The organism is Streptomyces sp. NBC_00341, from assembly GCF_041435055.1.
Lineage (GTDB): Bacteria > Actinomycetota > Actinomycetes > Streptomycetales > Streptomycetaceae > Streptomyces.
In genome coordinates this window covers 2,689,229-2,708,574 of sequence record NZ_CP108002.1, presented here as the reverse complement: position 1 = coordinate 2,708,574, position 19,346 = coordinate 2,689,229, and the positions used below count along the sequence as shown (strand labels likewise).

Genomic DNA, 19,346 nt, shown 5'->3' with positions numbered 1-19,346 from the left:
CCGAACCGTCAGTCCAGCCAACGGCCCTCGGCCATCAGCTCACGGCCGGTCTGCTCGTTCGCCTCGCGCCACGCCTTGATCGCGGTCGGAGTGAAGCGCAGGTACACCCAGGCGGGGCTGTTCCGCAGGTCCCAGTCGAACTTGGCGGCGAAGGCGTCGCCCGACTCCGGGGCAAGGTCCGCCCCTTCGATCACCTCGGCGGTCGCCTCGATGAGGACCACATCGCGGGTGTGGCCCACCGCGATCCGGGCCTGCCCGGCCGGTGTCACGTTGACCGCGGTGGGGTTGGTGCGCCGGGTGGCCATCAGCAGCGTCCCCCGGTCCCACACGAACCACAGTGGCACCAGGGTCGGTACGCCGTCCTGCGAGGCGGTGGAAACCCACGCGTCCTCGTCCTGCTCCAGGCGATCGAGCGCATCCTGCTTGCGCTGCTCCCGGCTGCGGGCCGGCTCGTGCTTCGTCATCTCCCGCACGCTAGCCAGTGCACCCGGCACCGCGCCTCCGCCGCCGGTCCTAGGGCCTGTCGTCGAACTGCCGTCTGCCGCGCGACGCCATGCACGCACTCTCGCCGCACCGGCCCCAGACCCCGGTACGTCCAGTACAGGGGTCTGGGGCCGGCACGCCGAGAGCACGCGCCTGACGCCGTGCGGCCGCCCTTCGGGCGACGACGGCAGTTCGACGACAGGCCCTAGGACCACCGCCTCATGGCGGGCCACCGCGCACCGGGACAGACTGCCGGGATGGACCCGCACCTGCCGCACACCGTCGACTCCTACCTGGCACGCATCGGCGCCACCCGGCCCGCCCGCGCCGACGCGGCGGCACTGCGCGAGCTGCAACTGCGCCACCTCACCGCCGTGCCCTTCGAGAACCTCTCGATCCATCTCGGCGAGGACATCGTGCTGGAGGAGCAGGCACTCCTCGACAAGATCGTGGCCGGCCGCCGCGGTGGGTTCTGCTACGAACTCAACGGGGCCTTCGCCGCGCTGCTGCGGGAGCTGGGTTTCGAGGTCACGCTGCTCCAGGCCCGGGTCCACGGCAAGGACGGGAAGCCCGGCATTCCCTACGACCACCTGGCGCTCCGCGTGGGGACGGACGACGGCACCGGCCCGTGGCTCGCGGACGTCGGCTTCGGTGACCACGCCCAGCAGCCGCTCGCACTCGACGACCGCACCGACCAGGAGGACCCACGCGGCACCTTCCGGATCAGTCGGGCCGCCGGGGAGGGCGGAGAGCGCTACGGGGACGTCGAGGTGCTGCGTGACGGTGTGCCGCAGTTCCTGCTGGACCTGCGGCCCCGGGCGCTGGCGGATTTCCGGTCCGGTGCCTGGTACCACCGCACCTCACCCGACTCCGGCTTCACCCGGTCCACGGTCTGCTCCCGGTTCACCGCCACCGGCCGGATCACGCTCAGTGGCCGGACGCTCGTCACGACGGCCGGCGGCGAGCGGCACGAGACTCCGTTGGGAGGCGACGAGGAGGTGCTCGCCGCGTACCGCGAGCACTTCGGACTCGACCTCGACCGGCTGCCCACCGTCCGCAGAGACGGTCCGTCTGCCCCGAATGGGTGACACACACAAACGGAGTGACAAATTCGGACCTTCGGTAACACCTCCGCCCAAGCACCGCCGAGATGCTCTGTTTGCCTCGAACGCCACAAGGGTGATCGAATGCATGCTCGTCGGCGGGCCGCTGCTCCGACAACGACGTCCAGCCACCCGGCCCCAAGGTGAAGATGCCCCCGGGGAGTACGTGAAGATGTTCGGCCGCTGGCTCGGAAACAAGGGAGCGACGGGTGCCGTGCGCGGCAGTGCCCTCGCGGGACTCGCCGTACCGGACTCGGCGGGAGTCCTCAGCTGCCGAGTGCTCGACCCCGTCAACGAAGCCGTCCGGCAGGCCGACTTCGTGGTCACGGACGCCAAGGGGCGCAAGGTCGTCGCCGGTGAGACGGACCCGTACGGCAATGTCCTCGCCACCGTCCCGGCGGGGGAGTACCGGCTGGCCGTCACGGCTGAGGGCTTCACCCCGTTCCACGGCTCGGCCTCGGTCACCGAGGGCGAGAACGCGGGTCTGGGCGATGTGACCCTTCAGATGTCCGCGCCTCCGCAGCTGCCCGACCCGGGTGAGTGGGAGATCGAGCCGATGCACTCGCAGATCGGCTTCACGGCCCGGCACATCGGGATGGCCCGCATCCACGGCCGGTTCAACACCTTCGCGGGCGCGGTCCGGATCGCTGACCGCATGGAGAACTCGGCCATGCACGTGATCATCGACGCCGCCTCGATCGACACGAACGTCCAGATGCGCGACGACCACCTGCGCTCCGGCGACTTCCTCGACGTCGGCCGCTATCCGACGCTGGAGTTCTACAGCGACCGGTTCGTCCACCGCGGCGGCACCCGCTGGGGGGTGAGCGGCGCGCTCACCCTGCACGGCGTGAGCCGTACGGTCACGCTGGACACCCACTACCTCGGCCTCGGCAGCGGCCTGGAGGGCGAGACGCGGGCGGCCTGCCGGGCCACCACCGAGCTGCACCGCGAGGACTTCACCCTCACCTGGCAGACGATGCTGGCCCGCGGGATCGCCGCTGTCGGCTCCAGCATCTCCATAGACATGGACATCCAGATCGTCCCGAAGGGCTGAGCCAGTCCGGGCGGGCTCCGACGTGCTGGGGCCCGCCCGGACGCTGCCTAAGGGGTCTCCAGCCACCCCTCGTACTCCGCGGCGAACCCGTCGAGAGACGAGGCGTCCAGCCGTCGGTCCGGGTCCTCCACGACCACCAGCCACTGGGCGTCCTCCGCGTCGTCCTCGCCGGCCAGGGCGTCGCGCACGAGCTGCGGCTCCTCGGTGACCCCGAACCGGTCGGACAGCTCGTCCGCCACCTCCTGCGCCGTATCGCGGTCGGGCAGCACCAGTACATGTCTCACATCGCTCACCCGCCCATTCTCCGGCACGGGTGGCGGCGGCCCCGACAGTGGGCGGCCCGGACAAGGGCGGCCGGACAAGGGCGGCCCGACAGCGGCCGGCCGGGCTGTCAGCGGCGCGTGGGATGCTGGACGGCGATGGCCACCAGAAGGAATTCCACCGACGACCCGCTCGCCCCGCTCACGCTCGCCGTGGGCCAGGAGGACCTGCTCCTGGACCGCGCCGTGCAGCAGGTGGTGGCGGCGGCCCGCGCGTCCGACGCCGATACGGACGTCCGGGACCTCTCCTCCGACCAGCTCCAGCCCGGCACGCTTGCCGAGCTGACGAGCCCGTCGCTCTTCGCGGAGCGCAAGGTGGTGATCGTGCGCAATGCGCAGGATCTCCCCGCCGACACGGTCAAGGACGTCAAGAAGTACCTGGACGATCCGGTCGAGGAGATCACGCTCGTGCTGTTGCACGCGGGTGGTGCCAAGGGCAAGGCACTGCTGGAGGCGGCACGCAAGGCGGGTGCGCGGGAGGTCGCCTGTCCGAAGACCACCAAGCCGGCCGAGCGGCTCTCCTTCGTACGGGGCGAGTTCCGGGCGCTGGGGCGTTCGGCGACGCCGGAGGCGTGCCAGTCGCTGGTCGATTCCATCGGCAGCGATCTGCGGGAGCTGGCGAGCGCGGTGTCGCAGCTCGTCGCGGACGTCGAGGGAACGATCGACGAGGCGGTCGTCGCGCGCTACTACACGGGACGTGCGGAGGCGTCGAGCTTCACGGTCGCCGACCGGGCGGTCGAGGGGCGGGCGGCGGAGGCGCTGGAGGCGCTGCGCTGGTCGCTGTCGACGGGGGTGGCGGCCGTCCTGATCACCAGCGCGCTCGCGCAGGGGGTGCGGGCCATCGGCAAGCTGTCGTCGGCGCGCGGGGGGCGGCCGGCGGATCTCGCCCGCGAGCTGGGCATGCCGCCGTGGAAGATCGACCGGGTGCGGCAGCAGATGCGCGGGTGGACGCCTGACGGGGTCGCGGTGGCGCTGCGGGCGGTCGCGGATGCGGATGCGGGGGTCAAGGGGGGCGGGGACGATCCGGCGTACGCGCTGGAGAAGGCCGTGGTGGCGGTGGCGCGGGCGGCTCGGGCGGGGCGGTAGCGGGGGGCGGCGTCGCGCCGCCGTTCGGTGGGCCCGCTGTGGTGTCCTCAATCGCCGGACGGGCTTGAACTTGCCGTTCGGGTGTCCTCAATCGCCGGACGGGCTGGGTCTGCCGGGGTGGGCTGCGCCGGACCGGTGCTTGATCTGGGCGAGCCGTTGTCTGGTGGGCGCGCATGACGAAGGCCCCGGGTGTTTCCCTGGGGAGGGGAACGGACGGGGCCTTCAGTCTGTGCTTGGTGCGCCGCACCCGCGTGGCGAACGCAGGTTCGGTGTGCGGCGCGGGGGCCGGTCAGGAGCGGGAGAGAGGGCCCGCTGGATCCGTTCCGGCGATCACATCGGGAATGCTCAGCCCTGGAGGGTGGCAACCTTGGTGGCCAGCGCCGACTTCTTGTTGGCGGCGGCGTTCTTGTGGATGACACCCTTCGAGACAGCCTTGTCGAGCGCACGGGAGGCGTCGCGGACGGCCACAGTGGCCTTCTCGGCGTCACCCGCGACGACGGCCTCGCGGGCCTTGCGGATTGCGGTCTTGAGCGACGACTTGACGGCCTTGTTGCGCAGGCGCGCCTTCTCGTTGGTCTTGTTCCGCTTGATCTGGGACTTGATGTTCGCCACGAAAGAGCCTTTTCAGGTTCGTTGGATCTTCGATGTGCGCCCTGCGGCAGGAATGCCACGAGGCACAGCTGTCCACGGTAGCAGCCGCGCTCCGACCGGCCCAAACCGGTCTCCGCTCCGCGGGCGTGGGACGATGGGAGCTACGTACAGATCCGAGTACAGATCCGTCCGACCCGACATCGACCCGAGACACGGCGTTCGGCGTCTCAAGAATCAGGACCCTGCGTGCCCGCGACTCCTCTCCACGTGCCCGAGCCGAGCCGTACCGACCCGGCGCTGATCCGCAATTTCTGCATCATCGCGCACATCGACCACGGCAAGTCGACCCTTGCCGACCGGATGCTCCAGCTGACCGGTGTGGTCGACCAGCGGCAGATGCGCGCTCAGTACCTCGACCGGATGGACATCGAGCGCGAGCGTGGCATCACCATCAAGTCCCAGGCGGTACGGCTGCCCTGGGCGCCCACCGTCGGCGAGGACCAGGGCCGCACCCACGTCCTCAACATGATCGACACCCCGGGGCACGTCGACTTCACCTACGAGGTCTCCCGCTCGCTCGCGGCCTGTGAGGGCACGGTCCTGCTGGTCGACGCCGCGCAGGGCATCGAGGCCCAGACCCTCGCCAACCTCTACCTGGCGATGGAGAACGACCTCACCATCGTCCCGGTGCTCAACAAGATCGACCTGCCGGCCGCCCAGCCCGAGAAGTTCTCCGAGGAGCTGGCCAACCTCATCGGCTGCCAGCCGGAGGATGTGCTGAAGGTCTCCGCGAAGACCGGTGTCGGCGTGGATGCGCTGCTGAACCGCGTGGTCAGGGACGTCCCGGCGCCGGTCGGCAAGGCCGACGCCCCGGCCCGCGCGATGATCTTCGACTCGGTCTACGACTCGTACCGCGGTGTCGTGACGTACGTCCGTGTCGTCGACGGCTCGCTGAACAAGCGCGAGCGCATCCGGATGATGTCCACCGGCGCCACCCACGAGCTGCTGGAGATCGGCGTCTCCTCCCCGGAGATGACGCCCTCCGACGGCATCGGCGTGGGTGAGGTCGGCTACATCATCACCGGCGTGAAGGACGTCCGGCAGTCCAAGGTCGGTGACACGATCACCTCCCTGAACAAGGGGGCGACCGAGGCGCTGGGCGGCTACAAGGACCCCAAGCCGATGGTGTTCTCCGGTCTGTACCCGCTGGACGGGTCGGACTACCCGGACCTGCGCGAGGCCCTCGACAAGCTCCAGCTCAACGACGCCGCCCTGGTGTACGAGCCGGAGACCTCCGCGGCGCTCGGCTTCGGCTTCCGCGTCGGCTTCCTCGGGCTGCTCCACCTCGACGTGGTCCGGGAGCGGCTGGAGCGGGAGTTCGGCCTCGACCTCATCGCCACCGCGCCCAACGTGGTCTACCGGGTCGAGATGGAGGACGGGACCGAGCACACCGTCACCAACCCGAGTGAATTCCCCGAGGGCAAGATCGACAAGGTGCACGAGCCGGTCGTCCGGGCCACGGTCCTGGCGCCCAGCGAGTTCATCGGCGCGATCATGGAGCTGTGCCAGCAGCGCCGCGGCACCCTCCTCGGCATGGACTACCTCTCCGAGGACCGGGTCGAGATCCGCTACACCCTGCCGCTCGCCGAGATCGTCTTCGACTTCTTCGACCAGCTGAAGTCCAAGACCCGCGGCTACGCCTCGCTCGACTACGAGCCCACCGGCGAGCAGTCCGCCGAGCTCGTCAAGGTCGACATCCTGCTGCACGGGGACAAGGTCGACGCGTTCTCCGCGGTCACGCACAAGGACAAGGCGTACGCGTACGGCGTCCGGCTCGTCGCCAAGCTGCAGAAGCTGATCCCCCGGCAGAACTTCGAGGTGCCGATCCAGGCGGCCATCGGCTCCCGGGTCATCGCCCGTGAGACCGTCCGCGCCATCCGCAAGGACGTTCTCGCCAAGTGCTACGGCGGTGACATCTCCCGTAAGCGGAAGCTGCTGGAGAAGCAGAAGGAAGGCAAGAAGCGGATGAAGATGGTCGGCAACGTGGAGGTGCCGCAGGACGCGTTCATCTCCGTGCTGTCGACCGACGAGTCCGCCGGGGAAGGCAAGGCCAAGAAGTGACCCCTGCGCCCGCCCGCCGACCCTACTGATCGGTAGACCCATGGGCCCCCGCATCGCAGAACGCTGCGGCGCGGGGGCCCGTTCGTTATGAAGCGGGGTTCGATTGCCTCTTACGCGGCGGACGCGGGCGCTCTACCCTGATCACGACTTCGTAGTTACTCATGAGTTAAACAAGCAGGATCAAGCACCAGACACACGCGGAGAGCAAACCGCGAACCAGCAGCCGGTCGTGAAGCACTGCCGTAGGCCCGGAGGATGTCGTGAGCGACGCACAGACCATGATCGAGAACCGTCCGCCGTCCGTGGCGACCCTCTTCATCGACCGGGTGGCCGCCACCCCGGACGCCGAGGCGTACCGCTACCCCGTCCCCGCGGCCGACGGCCGGGGCGCCGACGAGTGGAAGTCACTCAGCTGGGCGCAGGCCGCCGAGCGGGTGTACGCCATCGGGGCCGGGCTGGTCGCGCTGGGGGTGCTGCCCGAGGAGCGGGTCGCGCTCGCCGCGTCCACCCGGGTCGAGTGGATCCTCGTCGACCTCGGCGTCATGTGCGCGGGCGCCGCCACCACCACGATCTACCCCTCCACCAACGCCGAGGAGTCGGCGTTCATCCTCTCCGACTCCCAGAGCCGGGTACTGATCGCAGAGGACGCCGTACAGCTCGCCAAGGCCCGGGAGCGCCGTGCCGAGCTGCCGGACCTCGCCCATGTCGTCGTCATCGACGCCGAGGGCGCCGGACCGGCCGAGGGCGACCCCGAGGGCTGGGTACTCACGCTGGCCGATCTGGAGGCGCTGGGCACCGAGCACCTGGCGAAGAACCCCGCAGCGATCACCGAGCGGGTCGACGCGATCACCCCCGAGCAGCTCGCGACCCTCATCTACACCTCCGGCACCACCGGCCGCCCCAAGGGCGTGCGGCTGCCGCACGACAACTGGTCGTACATGGCCAAGGCCACCGTCTCCACCGGCCTGATCACCAAGGACGACGTCCAGTACCTCTGGCTGCCGCTCGCGCACGTCTTCGGCAAGGTCCTCACCTCCGGCCAGATCGAGGTGGGCCACGTCACCGCCGTCGACGGCCGGGTCGACAAGATCATCGAGAACCTGCCGATCGTCCAGCCGACGTACATGGCCGCCGTCCCCCGCATCTTCGAGAAGGTCTACAACGGCGTCGCGGCCAAGGCCCGTGCCGGTGGCGCGGCCAAGTACAAGATCTTCCAGTGGGCGGCCGGGGTCGCCCGTGAGTACGCGAAGGTCTCGCAGGACAACTTCCGGCGCACCGGCACCGCCTCCGTGCCCTTCGCGCTCGGCGCCAAGCACAAGGCCGCGGACGCCCTGGTCTTCGCGAAGATCCGCGAGGCCTTCGGCGGCCGACTCCGCGCCTGCGTCTCCGGTTCCGCGGCCCTCGCACCCGACATCGGCTTCTTCTTCGCGGGCGCCGGGATCCACATCCTGGAGGGCTACGGCCTCACCGAGACCAGCGCCGCCTCCTTCGTCAACCCGGGCGAGGCCTACCGCACCGGCACGGTCGGCAAGCCGCTCCCCGGCACCGAGGTGCGGATCGCGGACGACGGCGAGATCATGCTGCGCGGCCCCGGTCTGATGCAGGGCTACCAGGGGCTGCCGGACAAGACCGCAGAGGTGCTGGAGGCCGACGGCTGGTTCCACACCGGGGACATCGGCGAGCTGTCCGTGGACGGCTACCTCAAGATCACCGACCGCAAGAAGGACCTGATCAAGACGTCGGGCGGCAAGTACATCGCCCCGGCCGAGGTCGAGGGTCAGTTCAAGGCGGTGTGCCCGTTCGTCTCCAACATCCTGGTGCACGGCGCGGACCGTAACTTCTGCACCGCGCTGATCGCCCTCGACGAGCCGACCATCCTCGGCTGGGCCGCCGAGAACGGCCTGGAGGGCAAGTCGTACGCGGACGTCGTGGCGGCCCCGCAGACCGTCGAGATGATCGACGGCTATGTGAGGCGCCTCAACGAGGGGCTCCAGCGCTGGCAGACCATCAAGAAGTTCCGGCTGCTCCCGCGTGACCTGGACATCGAGCACGGTGAGGTGACGCCCAGCCTCAAGCTGAAGCGGCCCGTCGTCGAGCGCGCCTACAAGAACCTGATCGAGGACATGTACGCGGGCTCCCGCGAGGCGTGAGGACGGCGGCCCACCCGGCCTTCGCCCGCCACCCGCTTCCGGCCACCCGCCAACCGGTTCCGGCCGCCAGGCCCCCGCGCTCCTGCGCGGGGGCCTGGACGTCGCCCCCGTGCCCCCCCGTGCCTGCCCCGGCGTGCGCTCCGGCGCTCGCTTCTCCGATCACTTCGGTAACTCGGCGCGTGTGGGGTGGGCCGATCTGTCACTCTGTCCCTGTCGTCAGCGGCGCAAGAGCGAGAACAGGCAGAGCCAGAACAGGTCAGGAGCCGCCCGGTGGGGTCCATTCCCTTGCAGCGGGACATCGTGCAACGTCCCGGAACCAGCGCCGAGTCCACGGGCAGCCAGCCGGTCGCCCGTACGAGTCTGCCCGGGAACCTGCTCGCGCCCGCCGCGGCCCGGCGGTTCGTCGCGGCGGCGCTCGCCGAGTGGAGCGGGCTCGGCCTGCCGGCAGCGGTGGGGTTCAGCGACCGGCTGTCCGACGACGCGGCGGTGATCGTCAGCGAACTGGTCACCAACGCCGTCGTGCACGCCGGGACCAACGTCGAACTGCTCTTCCGGCTGGAGGAGGCGACCGAGGAAGAGGCGTCCGCACTGGTGCTGGAGGTCTCCGACCACCACCCGGCCCGTGCCGTGCGCAGCGACGGCAGCGAGAACGGCGCCGGATCCGACGGTGCGGCCGGCCCCGGGGAGCCCGCCGAGTACGGGCGCGGGCTGGAACTCGTCGCCACCCTCTCGGAGCGCTGGGGCATCACCTACCGCACCGGCCTCAAGACCGTCTGGGCCCGGCTCCCCGTCGACGACTGGAACCCCTTCGCGGACGCCCGCACGGAACCCGGCTTCCAGCAGGGCCTGCGCGCCGCCGAACTCCTCGCCCCCACCGCCCGGCGCGCCCTGCGGGACGACGCGGACTGGGCCGGACGCGGCGCGCTCTCGTTCCTCGCGGAGGCCTCCGACCTGCTGGCCGGGCAGCTCGACGAGGACATCGTGGCCGCGCTCGCCGGACAGTTACTGGTCCCCAGGCTCGCCGACTGGTGCGCGATCTGGCTGGAGCCGGAGAGCGGCGGCCGGGCGGCCGTCCCCCGGCTCGCCAAGGTCTGGCACATCGACGAGACCCGCATAGACCCGTTGCGCGAGGTACTGGAGGGCGATCCGCTCCGGCTCCCCGAGCGGGTCGGCACCGGACCTGTCTCGATCCCCTGGCCCGGCAGCGCGGAGGACGCCGAACCGGCGGACGGGAGCGACGGCGTCGCCCTCGCGTACCGGATCACCTCGGGCGGCCGCACCCTGGGCGCCGTGCTCGTCGGCCGCGAGGGCATCGCCCGCGTCCCCGACGAGGTGACCGCCCTGATAGAGGACTTCGTGCGCCGGGTCGGCCTCGCCGTGGGCGCGGCCCGCGCCTACACCCGGCAGGCCACCATCAGCCGCATCCTGCAGCGCGGGCTGCTGCCCAGCAAGGTCGCCGACATACCGGGCGTGGCCAGTTCGCTGGTGTACGAACCCAGCGACGACGGGGTGGTCGGCGGTGACTTCTACGACATCTTCCCGTGCCCCGGCGACCGCTGGTGCTTCGTCCTGGGCGACGTCCAGGGCAGCGGTCCGGAGGCCGCCGTCGTCACCGGCCTCGCCCGCCCCTGGCTGCGGCTGCTGGCCCGCGAGGGCTTCCAGGTCGGTGAGGTGCTGGTCCGGCTCAACCGGCTCCTCCTCGACGACGCCATGGAGGCCGCGGAGGCGGCCGCGCTGATGGTCGCCGCCGCGGGCGGCCAGCAGTCGGCGGAGAGCGGGCCCCGGTTCCTCTCCCTGCTGTACGGGGAGCTCGTGCCGCTGCCGGACGGGGGCGCGCGCTGCACCCTGGCGAGCGCCGGCCACCCGCTGCCGCTGCTGCTGCGCCCCGACGGCACGGTGCGGATCGCCGCGGAGCCGCAGCTGCTGCTCGGTGTCGTCGACGACGCGACGTACGAGAGCCAGAGCTTCGACCTGGCCCCCGGCGACAGCCTGCTGTGCGTCACCGACGGGGTGACGGAGCGGCGCTCGGGGCCGGTGATGTTCGACGACGGCGACGGGCTGGCGCAGGCGCTGGCCGACTGCACCGGGCTGAGTGCCGAGGGGATCGCGGACCGCATCAACCAGGCGGTGCACTCCTTCGCGGAGCGCCCGCCGGACGACGACCTGGCGCTGCTGGTCCTCCAGGCCCTGTAGGGCCCGCAGCGGGCCGGGCACGGGGGTGGCGTCCGGTCGCCGGGCGGCGCGCGACAATGGACGGTATGCCTTCCGTACTGCCCGATGGTGAGCCCGTGCCCGACGACGGGGCGCTGCCCCGCCATGCCCTGGAAGGCGCCGCCGGCCGGCCGCTCGGCTTCTACCTGCATGTGCCGTACTGCGCGACCCGCTGCGGCTACTGCGACTTCAACACCTACACCGCCACCGAGCTGCGCGGTTCCGGCGGCGCCCTGGCCTCCCGGGACAACTACGCCTCCCACCTGATCGGTGAGGTCCGCCAGGCCCGCAAGATCCTCGGCGACGACCCCCGGCCGGTCCGTACGGTCTTCGTCGGCGGCGGTACGCCGACCCTGCTCGCCGCCGCCGACCTCGTCTCCATGCTGGGGGCGATCCGCGAGGAGTTCGGTCTCGCGGACGACGCCGAGATCACCACGGAGGCCAACCCGGAGTCGGTCGGCCCGGCCTACCTGGCCGAGCTGCGCGAGGGCGGCTTCAACCGGATTTCCTTCGGGATGCAGAGCGCCCGGCAGCACGTACTGAAGATCCTCGACCGCACGCACACCCCGGGCCGCCCGGAGGCCTGTGTCGCGGAGGCGCGGTCGGCCGGCTTCGAGCACGTCAACCTCGACCTGATCTACGGCACCCCCGGCGAGTCCGACGACGACTGGCGGGCCTCGCTGGACGCGGCGATCGGCGCCGGGCCCGACCACGTCTCCGCGTACGCACTGATCGTCGAGGAGGGCACCCAGCTGGCCCGCCGGATCAAGCGGGGCGAGATCCCGATGACGGACGACGACGCGCACGCCGACCGCTATCTCATCGCGGACGAGGCGATGGCCGCGGCCGGCTTCTCCTGGTACGAGGTGTCGAACTGGTCCCGGACGCCCGAGGGCCGCTGCCTGCACAACGAGCTGTACTGGCGCGGCGCCGACTGGTGGGGCGCCGGACCCGGGGCGCACAGCCACGTCGGCGGCGTGCGCTGGTGGAACGTGAAGCACCCGGGGGCGTACGCGCAGGCGCTGGCCGAGGGCCGCTCGCCCGGGGCGGGACGCGAGATCCTCTCCGCGGAGGACCGCCGCGTCGAGCGCATCCTGCTGGAACTGCGGCTCTCCGACGGCTGCCCGCTGTCCCTGCTCGCCCCGGCCGGGCTCGCGGCGGCCCGGCGGGCCGTGGACGACGGTCTGCTGCAGCCCGGCCCCTTCGCGGACGGCCTGGCCGTGCTGACCCTGCGCGGGCGGCTGCTGGCCGACGCGGTGGTGCGGGACCTGGTGGACTGAGCGGGCTCACGCCGCAACCGGCCCCTGAAGCTGCTCACCCCACCGGGCAGCCCGCCGGGGTGAGCTTGTCGGCCCCGGCGGGCCGGCCGCAGATCACCCTGCTGTGGATCCGGCCGTCCGGATAGGTGATCTCGACGACGTCGAGACCGTGGCCGGCCTGCGCCTCGTACGGGATGAAGCCGCGGAAGGTGACGGTGCCGGTGGGCATCGACTTCAGGTTCACCGCGTACAGGTTCGCCCATGTCTCGGCGGCGCTGTTCATCGTGTCGCCATGGCTGGCGGCGTCGTAGAGGGCGGCCGTCGCGCTGTACGAGATGACCGACTGCCCGCTGGCGAACAGGCCGTCCTGGTAGGCCTTGGTGGCGGGCAGCCGGGGCAGCGTCCCGCCCTCGGGCAGCAGGCCCTCCAGGGTCCGGTGCGCCTCCGGGTAGAAACCGTCGGCCCGGCCGCGGCCCATCGGGGCGAGCGCCGTGTGGTAGAGCGTGACGTCCTCCGCGAGATCCGTGCTGTCCGCGAACCGGGCCTTGGTCAGGTCGTCGCCGGTGAAGACCGTGATCGGCTTTCCCGCGCAGCCCTGGGCGAGCCGGCCCATCAGATTGTTGACGTCCTCGACCCGGCCGGCGAAGTACAGGGCGTCCGGTGCCGGGTCCGCCTCGCAGATCTTCTGGACCGGCTTGTCGAGATCGGCGCTGTTGCGGCGGCCGAGGCTGTACTCCGCCAGCTCCGACAGCTTGAACCCGGCCTTCTTCAGCATCGCGCTGCCCACCCTGCGCTGCTCGACCGTGTACTGGTCCTTGTCGTTGTTGCCGAGGCGCCGGGAGAGCACGAGGGCCCGCGGGTGCGCGGACTTCCCGGCCACCTGCCGGGCCACCAGGGCCATCGCGTCCGCCTGCTCCTCGTCGGTCGCCGCGATGCCGAAGTAGTTCGAGTAGCCCTTGGCCAGGTAGCCGCCGGAGTTGGTCGTGTCCACCACCGGGAGACCGGCCTCCTGAAGCAGCTCGGTGGCCTCGGGGCTGTCGGTCGTGTCACGCCCCAGCCCGACCACACCGACGACGCTGGGGTCCTTCGCGGCCACCTCGATGATCTTCCTCACCGCCGGTATCTGCTGGAGCATGTCCTGCCCGCCGTTGGCGGCCAGCACCTTGAGCTTGACGGAGAAGTCCAGCTTGTTGGTGTGGTGCTGGTACAGGTACACACCCGTCAGCTCCTCCAGGGCCTTACGGGTGCCCTCCGGGGACGTGGCGGTGAACGGGCCCGCGTAGATGACGGTGACGTAGTCGTCCCCCGGCACGATGGCGGCGTTCTCCGCCTCCACCGCCCGCTCGATCCGGTCGAACGTGACGCCCTTGCCGGAGCCGTCCAGCGACAGTTCGTTGCCCGCCGCGAAACGCACCTGCGTCGTCGTCGAGACGCCTATGCACTCCTTCGGCCCGCCGCCGGGGGCCGCGAGCTTCACCGAGTCCGTGTTCACGTCGGTGAGCGGACCGTGGCAGTACCGGTCCGCCAGCTCACTGCTCACCAGGAAGGTGGCCAGCAGGGCGCCGACCACGAGGCACGCCAGGGTCGTACGCGACATCACCCACCAGACCCACGTGCGGCGTATCCGCTCCGTGACCAGTTGCGCGTGCGCGTGCTCATGGGTCAGCTGCTCGGTCGAGAGCGGCAGCCGCAGCACCCAGGCGAGGGTGGCGGCGGCCGTCGGGGACTGCCCGATGCTGAGATGGCTGATCCAGTCGTCGTAACGGGCCCGCGCCGCACCGGTGTGCGTGGGCAGCGGCTCCGGGGGCAGCGGCGGGGTGTGCCGCAGTATCTCGGCGGCCGGCAGCGAGGCCAGGAGCAGCAGCGGGTCCACCTCGCTGCGCCGGGAGCGGACGTTGTTGATGGCGTTGATCAGCTGGACTCCGCCGTTGTTCTGGCAGGCGGTGGGAAGGAACACCACCGGAGGCACGGTGCGCTTACCGGCCCGCCAGTCCAGCGCGTGGGGGCGGTAGTTGTTCCGCAGGTCCTCCAGCAGCGCCTGGACCCGCAGCTCCAGGTGGAACTGGCGGGACTGCTCGTCGCCCGCCGCCGCGTCGGCCACCCGCCCCGCGACCACGGAGGCCCGGACCCGGATGACCCGCCACGACCCGCTGGGCGAGAACCGGGACCAGCCGTCGGACGGGTACCCGGTGCTGGCCGCCGCCAGCGAGGACGTGGTGGCGAACCACCTGCTGGCCCGCCGCAGCCACAGCAGCGGCGGCGCCGACGTCGTCACCAGCCGCACGACGGCGAGCCCCAGCACCGCGCCCACGGCCACCAGGGCGGTGGGCACCCAGCCGATCTCGCCGAGCAGCACACCGAGCACCGCGATGACGACGGCCCCGAGGAACGTCTCCGGCCGCACCGACTCCCGGAACGCGCCCAGCCAGTTGCGCGGACCGTGCCGGCCGGCCCGCCAGCGCAGGGTGCTCAGCCGCTCCAGGATCCGTTCGGCGCGCTCCTCGGGCGAGCCGCCCCGGTCCGGCTCCCTGACCACGGCGGCGGTGGCCTGCTCGATGGCGCCGAGCAGCCGCGAGCGGGGAAAGGTGAAGGGCTTGAACTGCGAGCTGCTCCGGGTCTCCCACGGCTTCTCGGTCAGCGTGCGGACCATGTCAAGGGCCGCCTCGTACGGCGTCTCGCCACGGCCGTCGAGCAGTTTCAGCGGCACCCGGCGCAGCTGGTTGGCGTGGTGGATCTGGCGCACGATCTGCTCGACCCTGGCATCCACGGCGGACGGGACGTCGGCGTCGGCGGCCTGGAGGACCACCAACGGCATCACCGGGCGGTTGTCCCGGTACCGGTCGATCAGCTGCTGCACGAAGTGGAAGACGGCCGAGGCCGCCTCGTTGTCCGCACTGTCCCGCCATACCTCGCGCGCCATCGCCCCCGTGCCTTCCCTCGCGAAAAGAGCCAGGAAACACTCAATAACCGATGATGCGTGCGAGGCGCAGGGAATTGTAGGGATCAGCCCGGGATTGGCGGGAAGACCCGTAGGACATCAGTCGGGAAGCGTGACGAAATCAATCAATTCCTCGACCCGGCCCAGGAGTTCGGGCTCCAGGTCGCGGTAGGAGCGGATCGAGGACAGAATCCGCTGCCAGGCCGCACCGGTGTTTTCCGGCCACCCCAGCGAACGGCACACGCCGGTCTTCCAGTCCTGGCCGCGCGGCACCACCGGCCAGCCGCCGATCCCCACGGACGACGGCTTCACCGCCTCCCACACGTCGATGTACGGATGGCCGACCACCAGGACGTTCCCGTCCGTCACCTGCGCCGCGATGCGGGACTCCTTGGAACCCGGCACCAGATGGTCGACCAGTACACCGAGGCGTGCGTCCGGTCCCGGGGAGAACTCGCGCACGATCGCCGGGAGGTCGTCGATGCCCTCCAGGTACTCGACGACCACGCCCTCGATCCGGAGGTCGTCGCCCCAGACCCGTTCGACCAGCTCCGCGTCGTGCCGCCCCTCCACGTAGATCCGCCCGGCCCGCGCCACCCGTGCCCGCGCCCCGGGGACCGCCACCGAGCCGGAAGCCGTCCGGGCGGGGCGGACGGGCCCGCCGGCCGACGGGCGCGCCAGCGTCACCACCCGGCCCTCCAGCAGGAAGCCGCTCGGCGCCATCGGGAAGACCCGGTGCTTGCCGAACCGGTCCTCCAGGGTCACCGTCGGCCCCTCTGCCGTCTTCTCGCAACGGATCACCGCACCGCAGAATCCGGTGACGGCCTCCTCCACGACCAGATCCGGCTCTGCGGGCACCTCGGGGGCGGGGGCGGACTTCTTCCACGGCGGGGTCAGGTCCGGCTGATAGCTGCGCATCGCACGACGATAGGACGCGACGGCCTCACGACACGCCGAAGCGGTGCGCCAACGCGTCGCGCTGTGCCCGGACGAACGCCGCGTCCACCACCGCTCCGTGACCCGGCACGTACAGCGCGTCCTCACCGCCCAGCGCCAGCAGCCGGTCCAGCGCGGCCGGCCAGCGCGAGACCACCGCGTCCGGACCGGCCTGCGGCTCGCCGGACTCCTCGACCAGGTCGCCGCAGAGGACGACCGGGGGCGAGCCGGGCACCAGCACCGCCAGATCGTGCCCGCTGTGCGCAGGGCCCACCTCGGCCAGCAGCACCCGGCGGCCGCCGCCGAGGTCGAGCGCCTGCTCCCCGCGCACCTGGTGGTGCGGGACCACCAGCGCCTCCACCGCCTGTGCCGCCTCCTGCTCCGGCACCCCGTGCGCGACGGCCGAGCGGCGCAGGTCTTCCGCCTCGGCCCGCAGCAGCTCCGGCAGGCCGGCCGCCCCGTACACCCGCGCCCCGGCAAAGGCGGCCGTGCCCAGTACGTGGTCGAAATGCGGATGGCTCAGTGCGACATGTGTCACCCTCCGGCCGGTCAGCCGGTCGATCTGGTCACGCAGTCCGGCGCCCTCCCGGAGCGTCGAGCCCGTGTCGCAGAGCAGCATCCCGTCCGCTCCGGCCACCAGTGCGGCCGTCGCGTCCCAGCCCGGCAGCCGCCGCCGGCCCACTCCGTCACCCAACCGCTCCCAGCCGAACTCTTCCCAAGCGACGTCCATACGGCGACGCTATCGGCAACGACCTGCGCGGTCTCGCGGTAGCGTGGCCGGTCGCCCTTGCTAGGGGCCCACCCCGTCGCCGTACACTGACCGGGGAGATTGCTGGCACTCGAATGGACAGAGTGCCAGGAGGAGTCCCGGGAACGACCCGAGATCGACCGAGGTAGACAGCTGGAGGTGTGCGCGATGCTCAGCGAACGCAGACTCGAAGTGCTGCGCGCCATCGTCCAGGACTATGTCGGCACCGAGGAGCCCGTCGGCTCCAAGGCGCTCACGGAACGGCACAAGCTGGGAGTCTCCCCGGCCACCGTCCGCAACGACATGGCGGTGCTGGAGGACGAGGGCTTCATCGCCCAGCCCCACACCAGCGCGGGACGCATCCCTACGGACAAGGGCTACCGGCTCTTCGTCGACCGGCTCGCGGGCGTCAAGCCCCTGTCGTCGCCGGAGCGCCGGGCCATTCAGAATTTCCTCGACGGCGCGGTCGACCTCGACGATGTCGTGGGACGGACCGTACGGCTGCTCGCGCAGCTGACCCGGCAGGTCGCCGTCGTGCAGTACCCCTCGCTGACCCGCTCGACGGTGCGGCACGTGGAACTGCTGCTCCTGGCCCCCGCCCGGCTGATGCTCGTGCTGATCACGGACACCGGCCGGGTCGAACAGCGGCTGGTCGACTGCCAGACGCCGTTCGGTGAGACCTCTCTCGCCGATCTGCGCGCCCGGCTCAACAGCCGGGTGGTGGGACGCCGCTTCGCGGACGTCCCGCAGCTGGTGCAGGACCTGCCGGAATCCTTCGAGAGCGAGGACCGGGCGACCGTGTCCACCGTGCTCTCGATCCTGCTCGAAACCCTCGTCGAGGAGACGGAGGAGCGGCTGATGATCGGCGGCACCTCCAACCTCACCCGATTCGGGCACGACTTCCCCGTGATGATCCGGCCGGTGCTGGAGGCATTGGAGGAGCAGGTCGTGCTGCTGAAGCTGCTCGGCGAGGCCAAGGACTCGGGCATGACCGTACGAATCGGGCACGAGAACGCCCACGAGGGACTCAACTCCACGTCCGTCGTCGCGGTCGGCTACGGTTCGGGCGACGAGGCAGTCGCCAAACTCGGCGTGGTCGGACCGACCCGCATGGACTACCCCGGAACGATGGGAGCGGTACGCGCAGTGGCACGTTACGTCGGACAGATCCTGGCGGAGTCGTAAGTGGCCACGGACTACTACGCCGTACTCGGCGTGCGCCGCGACGCTTCGCAGGACGAGATCAAGAAGGCCTTCCGGCGGCTCGCACGCGAGCTGCACCCGGATGTGAACCCCGATCCGAAGACCCAGGAGCGGTTCAAGGAGATCAACGCCGCTTACGAGGTCCTGTCGGACGCGCAGAAGAAGCAGGTATACGACCTCGGCGGCGACCCGCTGTCCGCCTCGGGCGGAGGTGGCGCGGGCGGATTCGGACAGGGCGGCTTCGGCAACTTCTCCGACATCATGGACGCGTTCTTCGGCACGGCGTCGCAGCGCGGACCCCGTTCGCGGACCCGGCGCGGCCAGGACGCCATGATCCGGCTGGAGATCGACCTCTCGGAGTCGGCCTTCGGTACGACCAAGGACATCCAGGTCGACACGGCCGTCGTCTGTACGACGTGCAGCGGAGAGGGTGCCGCACCCGGCACCTCGGCCCAGACCTGTGACATGTGCCGCGGCCGCGGCGAGGTCTCCCAGGTCACCCGGTCGTTCCTCGGCCAGGTCATGACCTCGCGGCCCTGCCCGCAGTGCCAGGGCTTCGGCACGGTCGTGCCGACCCCCTGCCCGGAGTGCGCAGGCGACGGCCGCATCCGCTCGCGGCGCACCCTCACCGTGAAGATCCCCGCAGGCGTCGACAACGGCACCCGCATCCAGCTCGCGGGCGAGGGCGAGGTCGGCCCCGGCGGCGGCCCGGCCGGTGATCTCTACGTCGAGATCCACGAGCTGCCGCACGCGGTCTTCCAGCGGCGCGGCGACGATCTGCACTGCACGGTCACCATCCCCATGACGGCGGCGGCCATCGGCACCAAGGTGCCGCTGGAGACGCTCGACGGACTGGAGGAGGTCGACATCAGGCCGGGCACCCAGTCCGGCCAGTCCGTCCCGCTGCACGGGCGCGGCATCACGCACCTGCGGGGCGGCGGGCGCGGCGACCTGATCGTGCACGTCGAGGTGATGACCCCGACGAAGATGGACCCCGAGCAGGAACGCCTCCTGCGGGAGCTGGCGAAACTGCGCGGTGAGGAACGGCCCACCGGCCAGTTCCAGCCCGGCCAGCAGGGCCTGTTCTCCCGGCTGAAGGACGCGTTCAACGGGCGCTGATCCGACGCGTCACCACCGTAC

The 19,346-nt window shown here is 71.2% G+C and carries 15 protein-coding genes; 9 read left to right on the top strand and 6 right to left on the bottom strand.

Translation table 11 applies throughout. The annotated features are described in order from the left end of the window. Window positions 1-8 precede the first annotated feature (8 nt). A complete protein-coding gene (locus OG892_RS12100) occupies window positions 9-464 on the bottom strand; it encodes a pyridoxamine 5'-phosphate oxidase family protein (RefSeq protein WP_371629116.1) in 456 nt (151 codons plus the stop codon). 276 nt (window positions 465-740) lie between these two features. Here OG892_RS12100 and OG892_RS12095 point away from each other — a divergent pair, with 276 nt between their 5' ends. Together OG892_RS12095 and OG892_RS12090 are read left to right on the top strand one after the other, a co-directional pair. Further along, entirely contained in the window at window positions 741-1,571 is an 831-nt protein-coding gene (locus tag OG892_RS12095; RefSeq protein WP_371629115.1) for an arylamine N-acetyltransferase, read from the top strand. Window positions 1,572-1,758: 187 nt separating this feature from the next. After that, window positions 1,759-2,643 carry a YceI family protein gene (locus OG892_RS12090; protein ID WP_371631624.1) on the top strand — a complete coding sequence of 295 codons (885 nt, stop codon included), beginning with the start codon at window positions 1,759-1,761 and terminating at the stop codon, window positions 2,641-2,643. 47 nt (window positions 2,644-2,690) lie between these two features. Here the strand turns inward: OG892_RS12090 and OG892_RS12085 are convergent, their stop codons facing one another. Then, window positions 2,691-2,936 carry a hypothetical protein gene (locus OG892_RS12085; protein WP_073735989.1) on the bottom strand — a complete coding sequence of 82 codons (246 nt, stop codon included), beginning with the start codon at window positions 2,934-2,936 and terminating at the stop codon, window positions 2,691-2,693. Window positions 2,937-3,062: 126 nt separating this feature from the next. On the opposite strand from OG892_RS12085, the gene holA reads away from it, so the two are divergent. Continuing rightward, window positions 3,063-4,049: a DNA polymerase III subunit delta gene (holA, locus tag OG892_RS12080; protein ID WP_073735988.1), complete on the top strand. Its 987-nt coding sequence runs from the start codon at window positions 3,063-3,065 to the stop codon at window positions 4,047-4,049. A 345-nt stretch (window positions 4,050-4,394) separates the two neighbouring features. Here the strand turns inward: holA and rpsT are convergent, their stop codons facing one another. Then, a complete protein-coding gene (gene rpsT / locus OG892_RS12075; protein ID WP_024490123.1) occupies window positions 4,395-4,661 on the bottom strand; it encodes a 30S ribosomal protein S20 in 267 nt (88 codons plus the stop codon). Window positions 4,662-4,886: 225 nt separating this feature from the next. Between rpsT and lepA the strand changes: the two genes are divergently transcribed. The 4 genes from lepA (at window position 4,887) to hemW (ending at window position 12,402) form a co-directional block, all read left to right on the top strand. Then, window positions 4,887-6,761, top strand: a complete 1,875-nt coding sequence (gene lepA, locus OG892_RS12070) for a translation elongation factor 4 (protein WP_073735987.1) — start codon at window positions 4,887-4,889, stop codon at window positions 6,759-6,761. 260 nt (window positions 6,762-7,021) lie between these two features. Beyond that, on the top strand, window positions 7,022-8,911 hold the full coding sequence (locus OG892_RS12065) for a long-chain fatty acid--CoA ligase (RefSeq protein WP_073735986.1): 1,890 nt from the start codon (window positions 7,022-7,024) through the stop codon (window positions 8,909-8,911). A gap of 285 nt (window positions 8,912-9,196) precedes the next feature. Next, window positions 9,197-11,104 carry an ATP-binding SpoIIE family protein phosphatase gene (locus OG892_RS12060; RefSeq protein ID WP_073735985.1) on the top strand — a complete coding sequence of 636 codons (1,908 nt, stop codon included), beginning with the start codon at window positions 9,197-9,199 and terminating at the stop codon, window positions 11,102-11,104. Window positions 11,105-11,160: 56 nt separating this feature from the next. Then, entirely contained in the window at window positions 11,161-12,402 is a 1,242-nt protein-coding gene (gene hemW / locus OG892_RS12055) for a radical SAM family heme chaperone HemW (RefSeq protein WP_073735984.1), read from the top strand. 34 nt (window positions 12,403-12,436) lie between these two features. Here the strand turns inward: hemW and OG892_RS12050 are convergent, their stop codons facing one another. From OG892_RS12050 to OG892_RS12040, 3 genes are all read right to left on the bottom strand, one after another. Next, the gene (locus OG892_RS12050; RefSeq protein ID WP_371629114.1) at window positions 12,437-15,301 is read right to left on the bottom strand and encodes a hypothetical protein; all 2,865 of its coding nucleotides are present in this window, start codon (window positions 15,299-15,301) and stop codon (window positions 12,437-12,439) included. Window positions 15,302-15,418: 117 nt separating this feature from the next. Continuing rightward, a complete protein-coding gene (locus OG892_RS12045; protein ID WP_371629113.1) occupies window positions 15,419-16,237 on the bottom strand; it encodes a DUF3097 domain-containing protein in 819 nt (272 codons plus the stop codon). Between the two features lie 25 nt (window positions 16,238-16,262). Further along, window positions 16,263-16,985 (bottom strand): MBL fold metallo-hydrolase, encoded by a 723-nt coding sequence (locus OG892_RS12040; protein ID WP_371629112.1) that lies wholly within the window; start codon window positions 16,983-16,985, stop codon window positions 16,263-16,265. 186 nt (window positions 16,986-17,171) lie between these two features. Here OG892_RS12040 and hrcA point away from each other — a divergent pair, with 186 nt between their 5' ends. Together hrcA and dnaJ are read left to right on the top strand one after the other, a co-directional pair. Then, on the top strand, window positions 17,172-18,188 hold the full coding sequence (gene hrcA / locus OG892_RS12035; protein ID WP_073735980.1) for a heat-inducible transcriptional repressor HrcA: 1,017 nt from the start codon (window positions 17,172-17,174) through the stop codon (window positions 18,186-18,188). After that, entirely contained in the window at window positions 18,189-19,325 is a 1,137-nt protein-coding gene (gene dnaJ, locus OG892_RS12030; RefSeq protein ID WP_073735979.1) for a molecular chaperone DnaJ, read from the top strand. The last annotated feature ends 21 nt before the right edge of the window (window positions 19,326-19,346 follow it).

Excerpts from the sequence above, each read along its gene's own strand:
- OG892_RS12100 (WP_371629116.1), bottom strand. The coding sequence starts at position 464 with ATGACGAAGCACGAGCCGGCCCGCAGCCGGGAGCAGCGCAAGCAGGAT.
- OG892_RS12095 (WP_371629115.1), top strand. The coding sequence starts at position 741 with ATGGACCCGCACCTGCCGCACACCGTCGACTCCTACCTGGCACGCATC.
- OG892_RS12090 (WP_371631624.1), top strand. The coding sequence starts at position 1,759 with ATGTTCGGCCGCTGGCTCGGAAACAAGGGAGCGACGGGTGCCGTGCGC.
- holA (WP_073735988.1), top strand. The coding sequence starts at position 3,063 with ATGGCCACCAGAAGGAATTCCACCGACGACCCGCTCGCCCCGCTCACG.
- hemW (WP_073735984.1), top strand. The coding sequence starts at position 11,161 with ATGGACGGTATGCCTTCCGTACTGCCCGATGGTGAGCCCGTGCCCGAC.
- OG892_RS12050 (WP_371629114.1), bottom strand. The coding sequence starts at position 15,301 with ATGGCGCGCGAGGTATGGCGGGACAGTGCGGACAACGAGGCGGCCTCG.
- OG892_RS12045 (WP_371629113.1), bottom strand. The coding sequence starts at position 16,237 with ATGCGCAGCTATCAGCCGGACCTGACCCCGCCGTGGAAGAAGTCCGCC.
- OG892_RS12040 (WP_371629112.1), bottom strand. The coding sequence starts at position 16,985 with ATGGACGTCGCTTGGGAAGAGTTCGGCTGGGAGCGGTTGGGTGACGGA.
- hrcA (WP_073735980.1), top strand. The coding sequence starts at position 17,172 with ATGCTCAGCGAACGCAGACTCGAAGTGCTGCGCGCCATCGTCCAGGAC.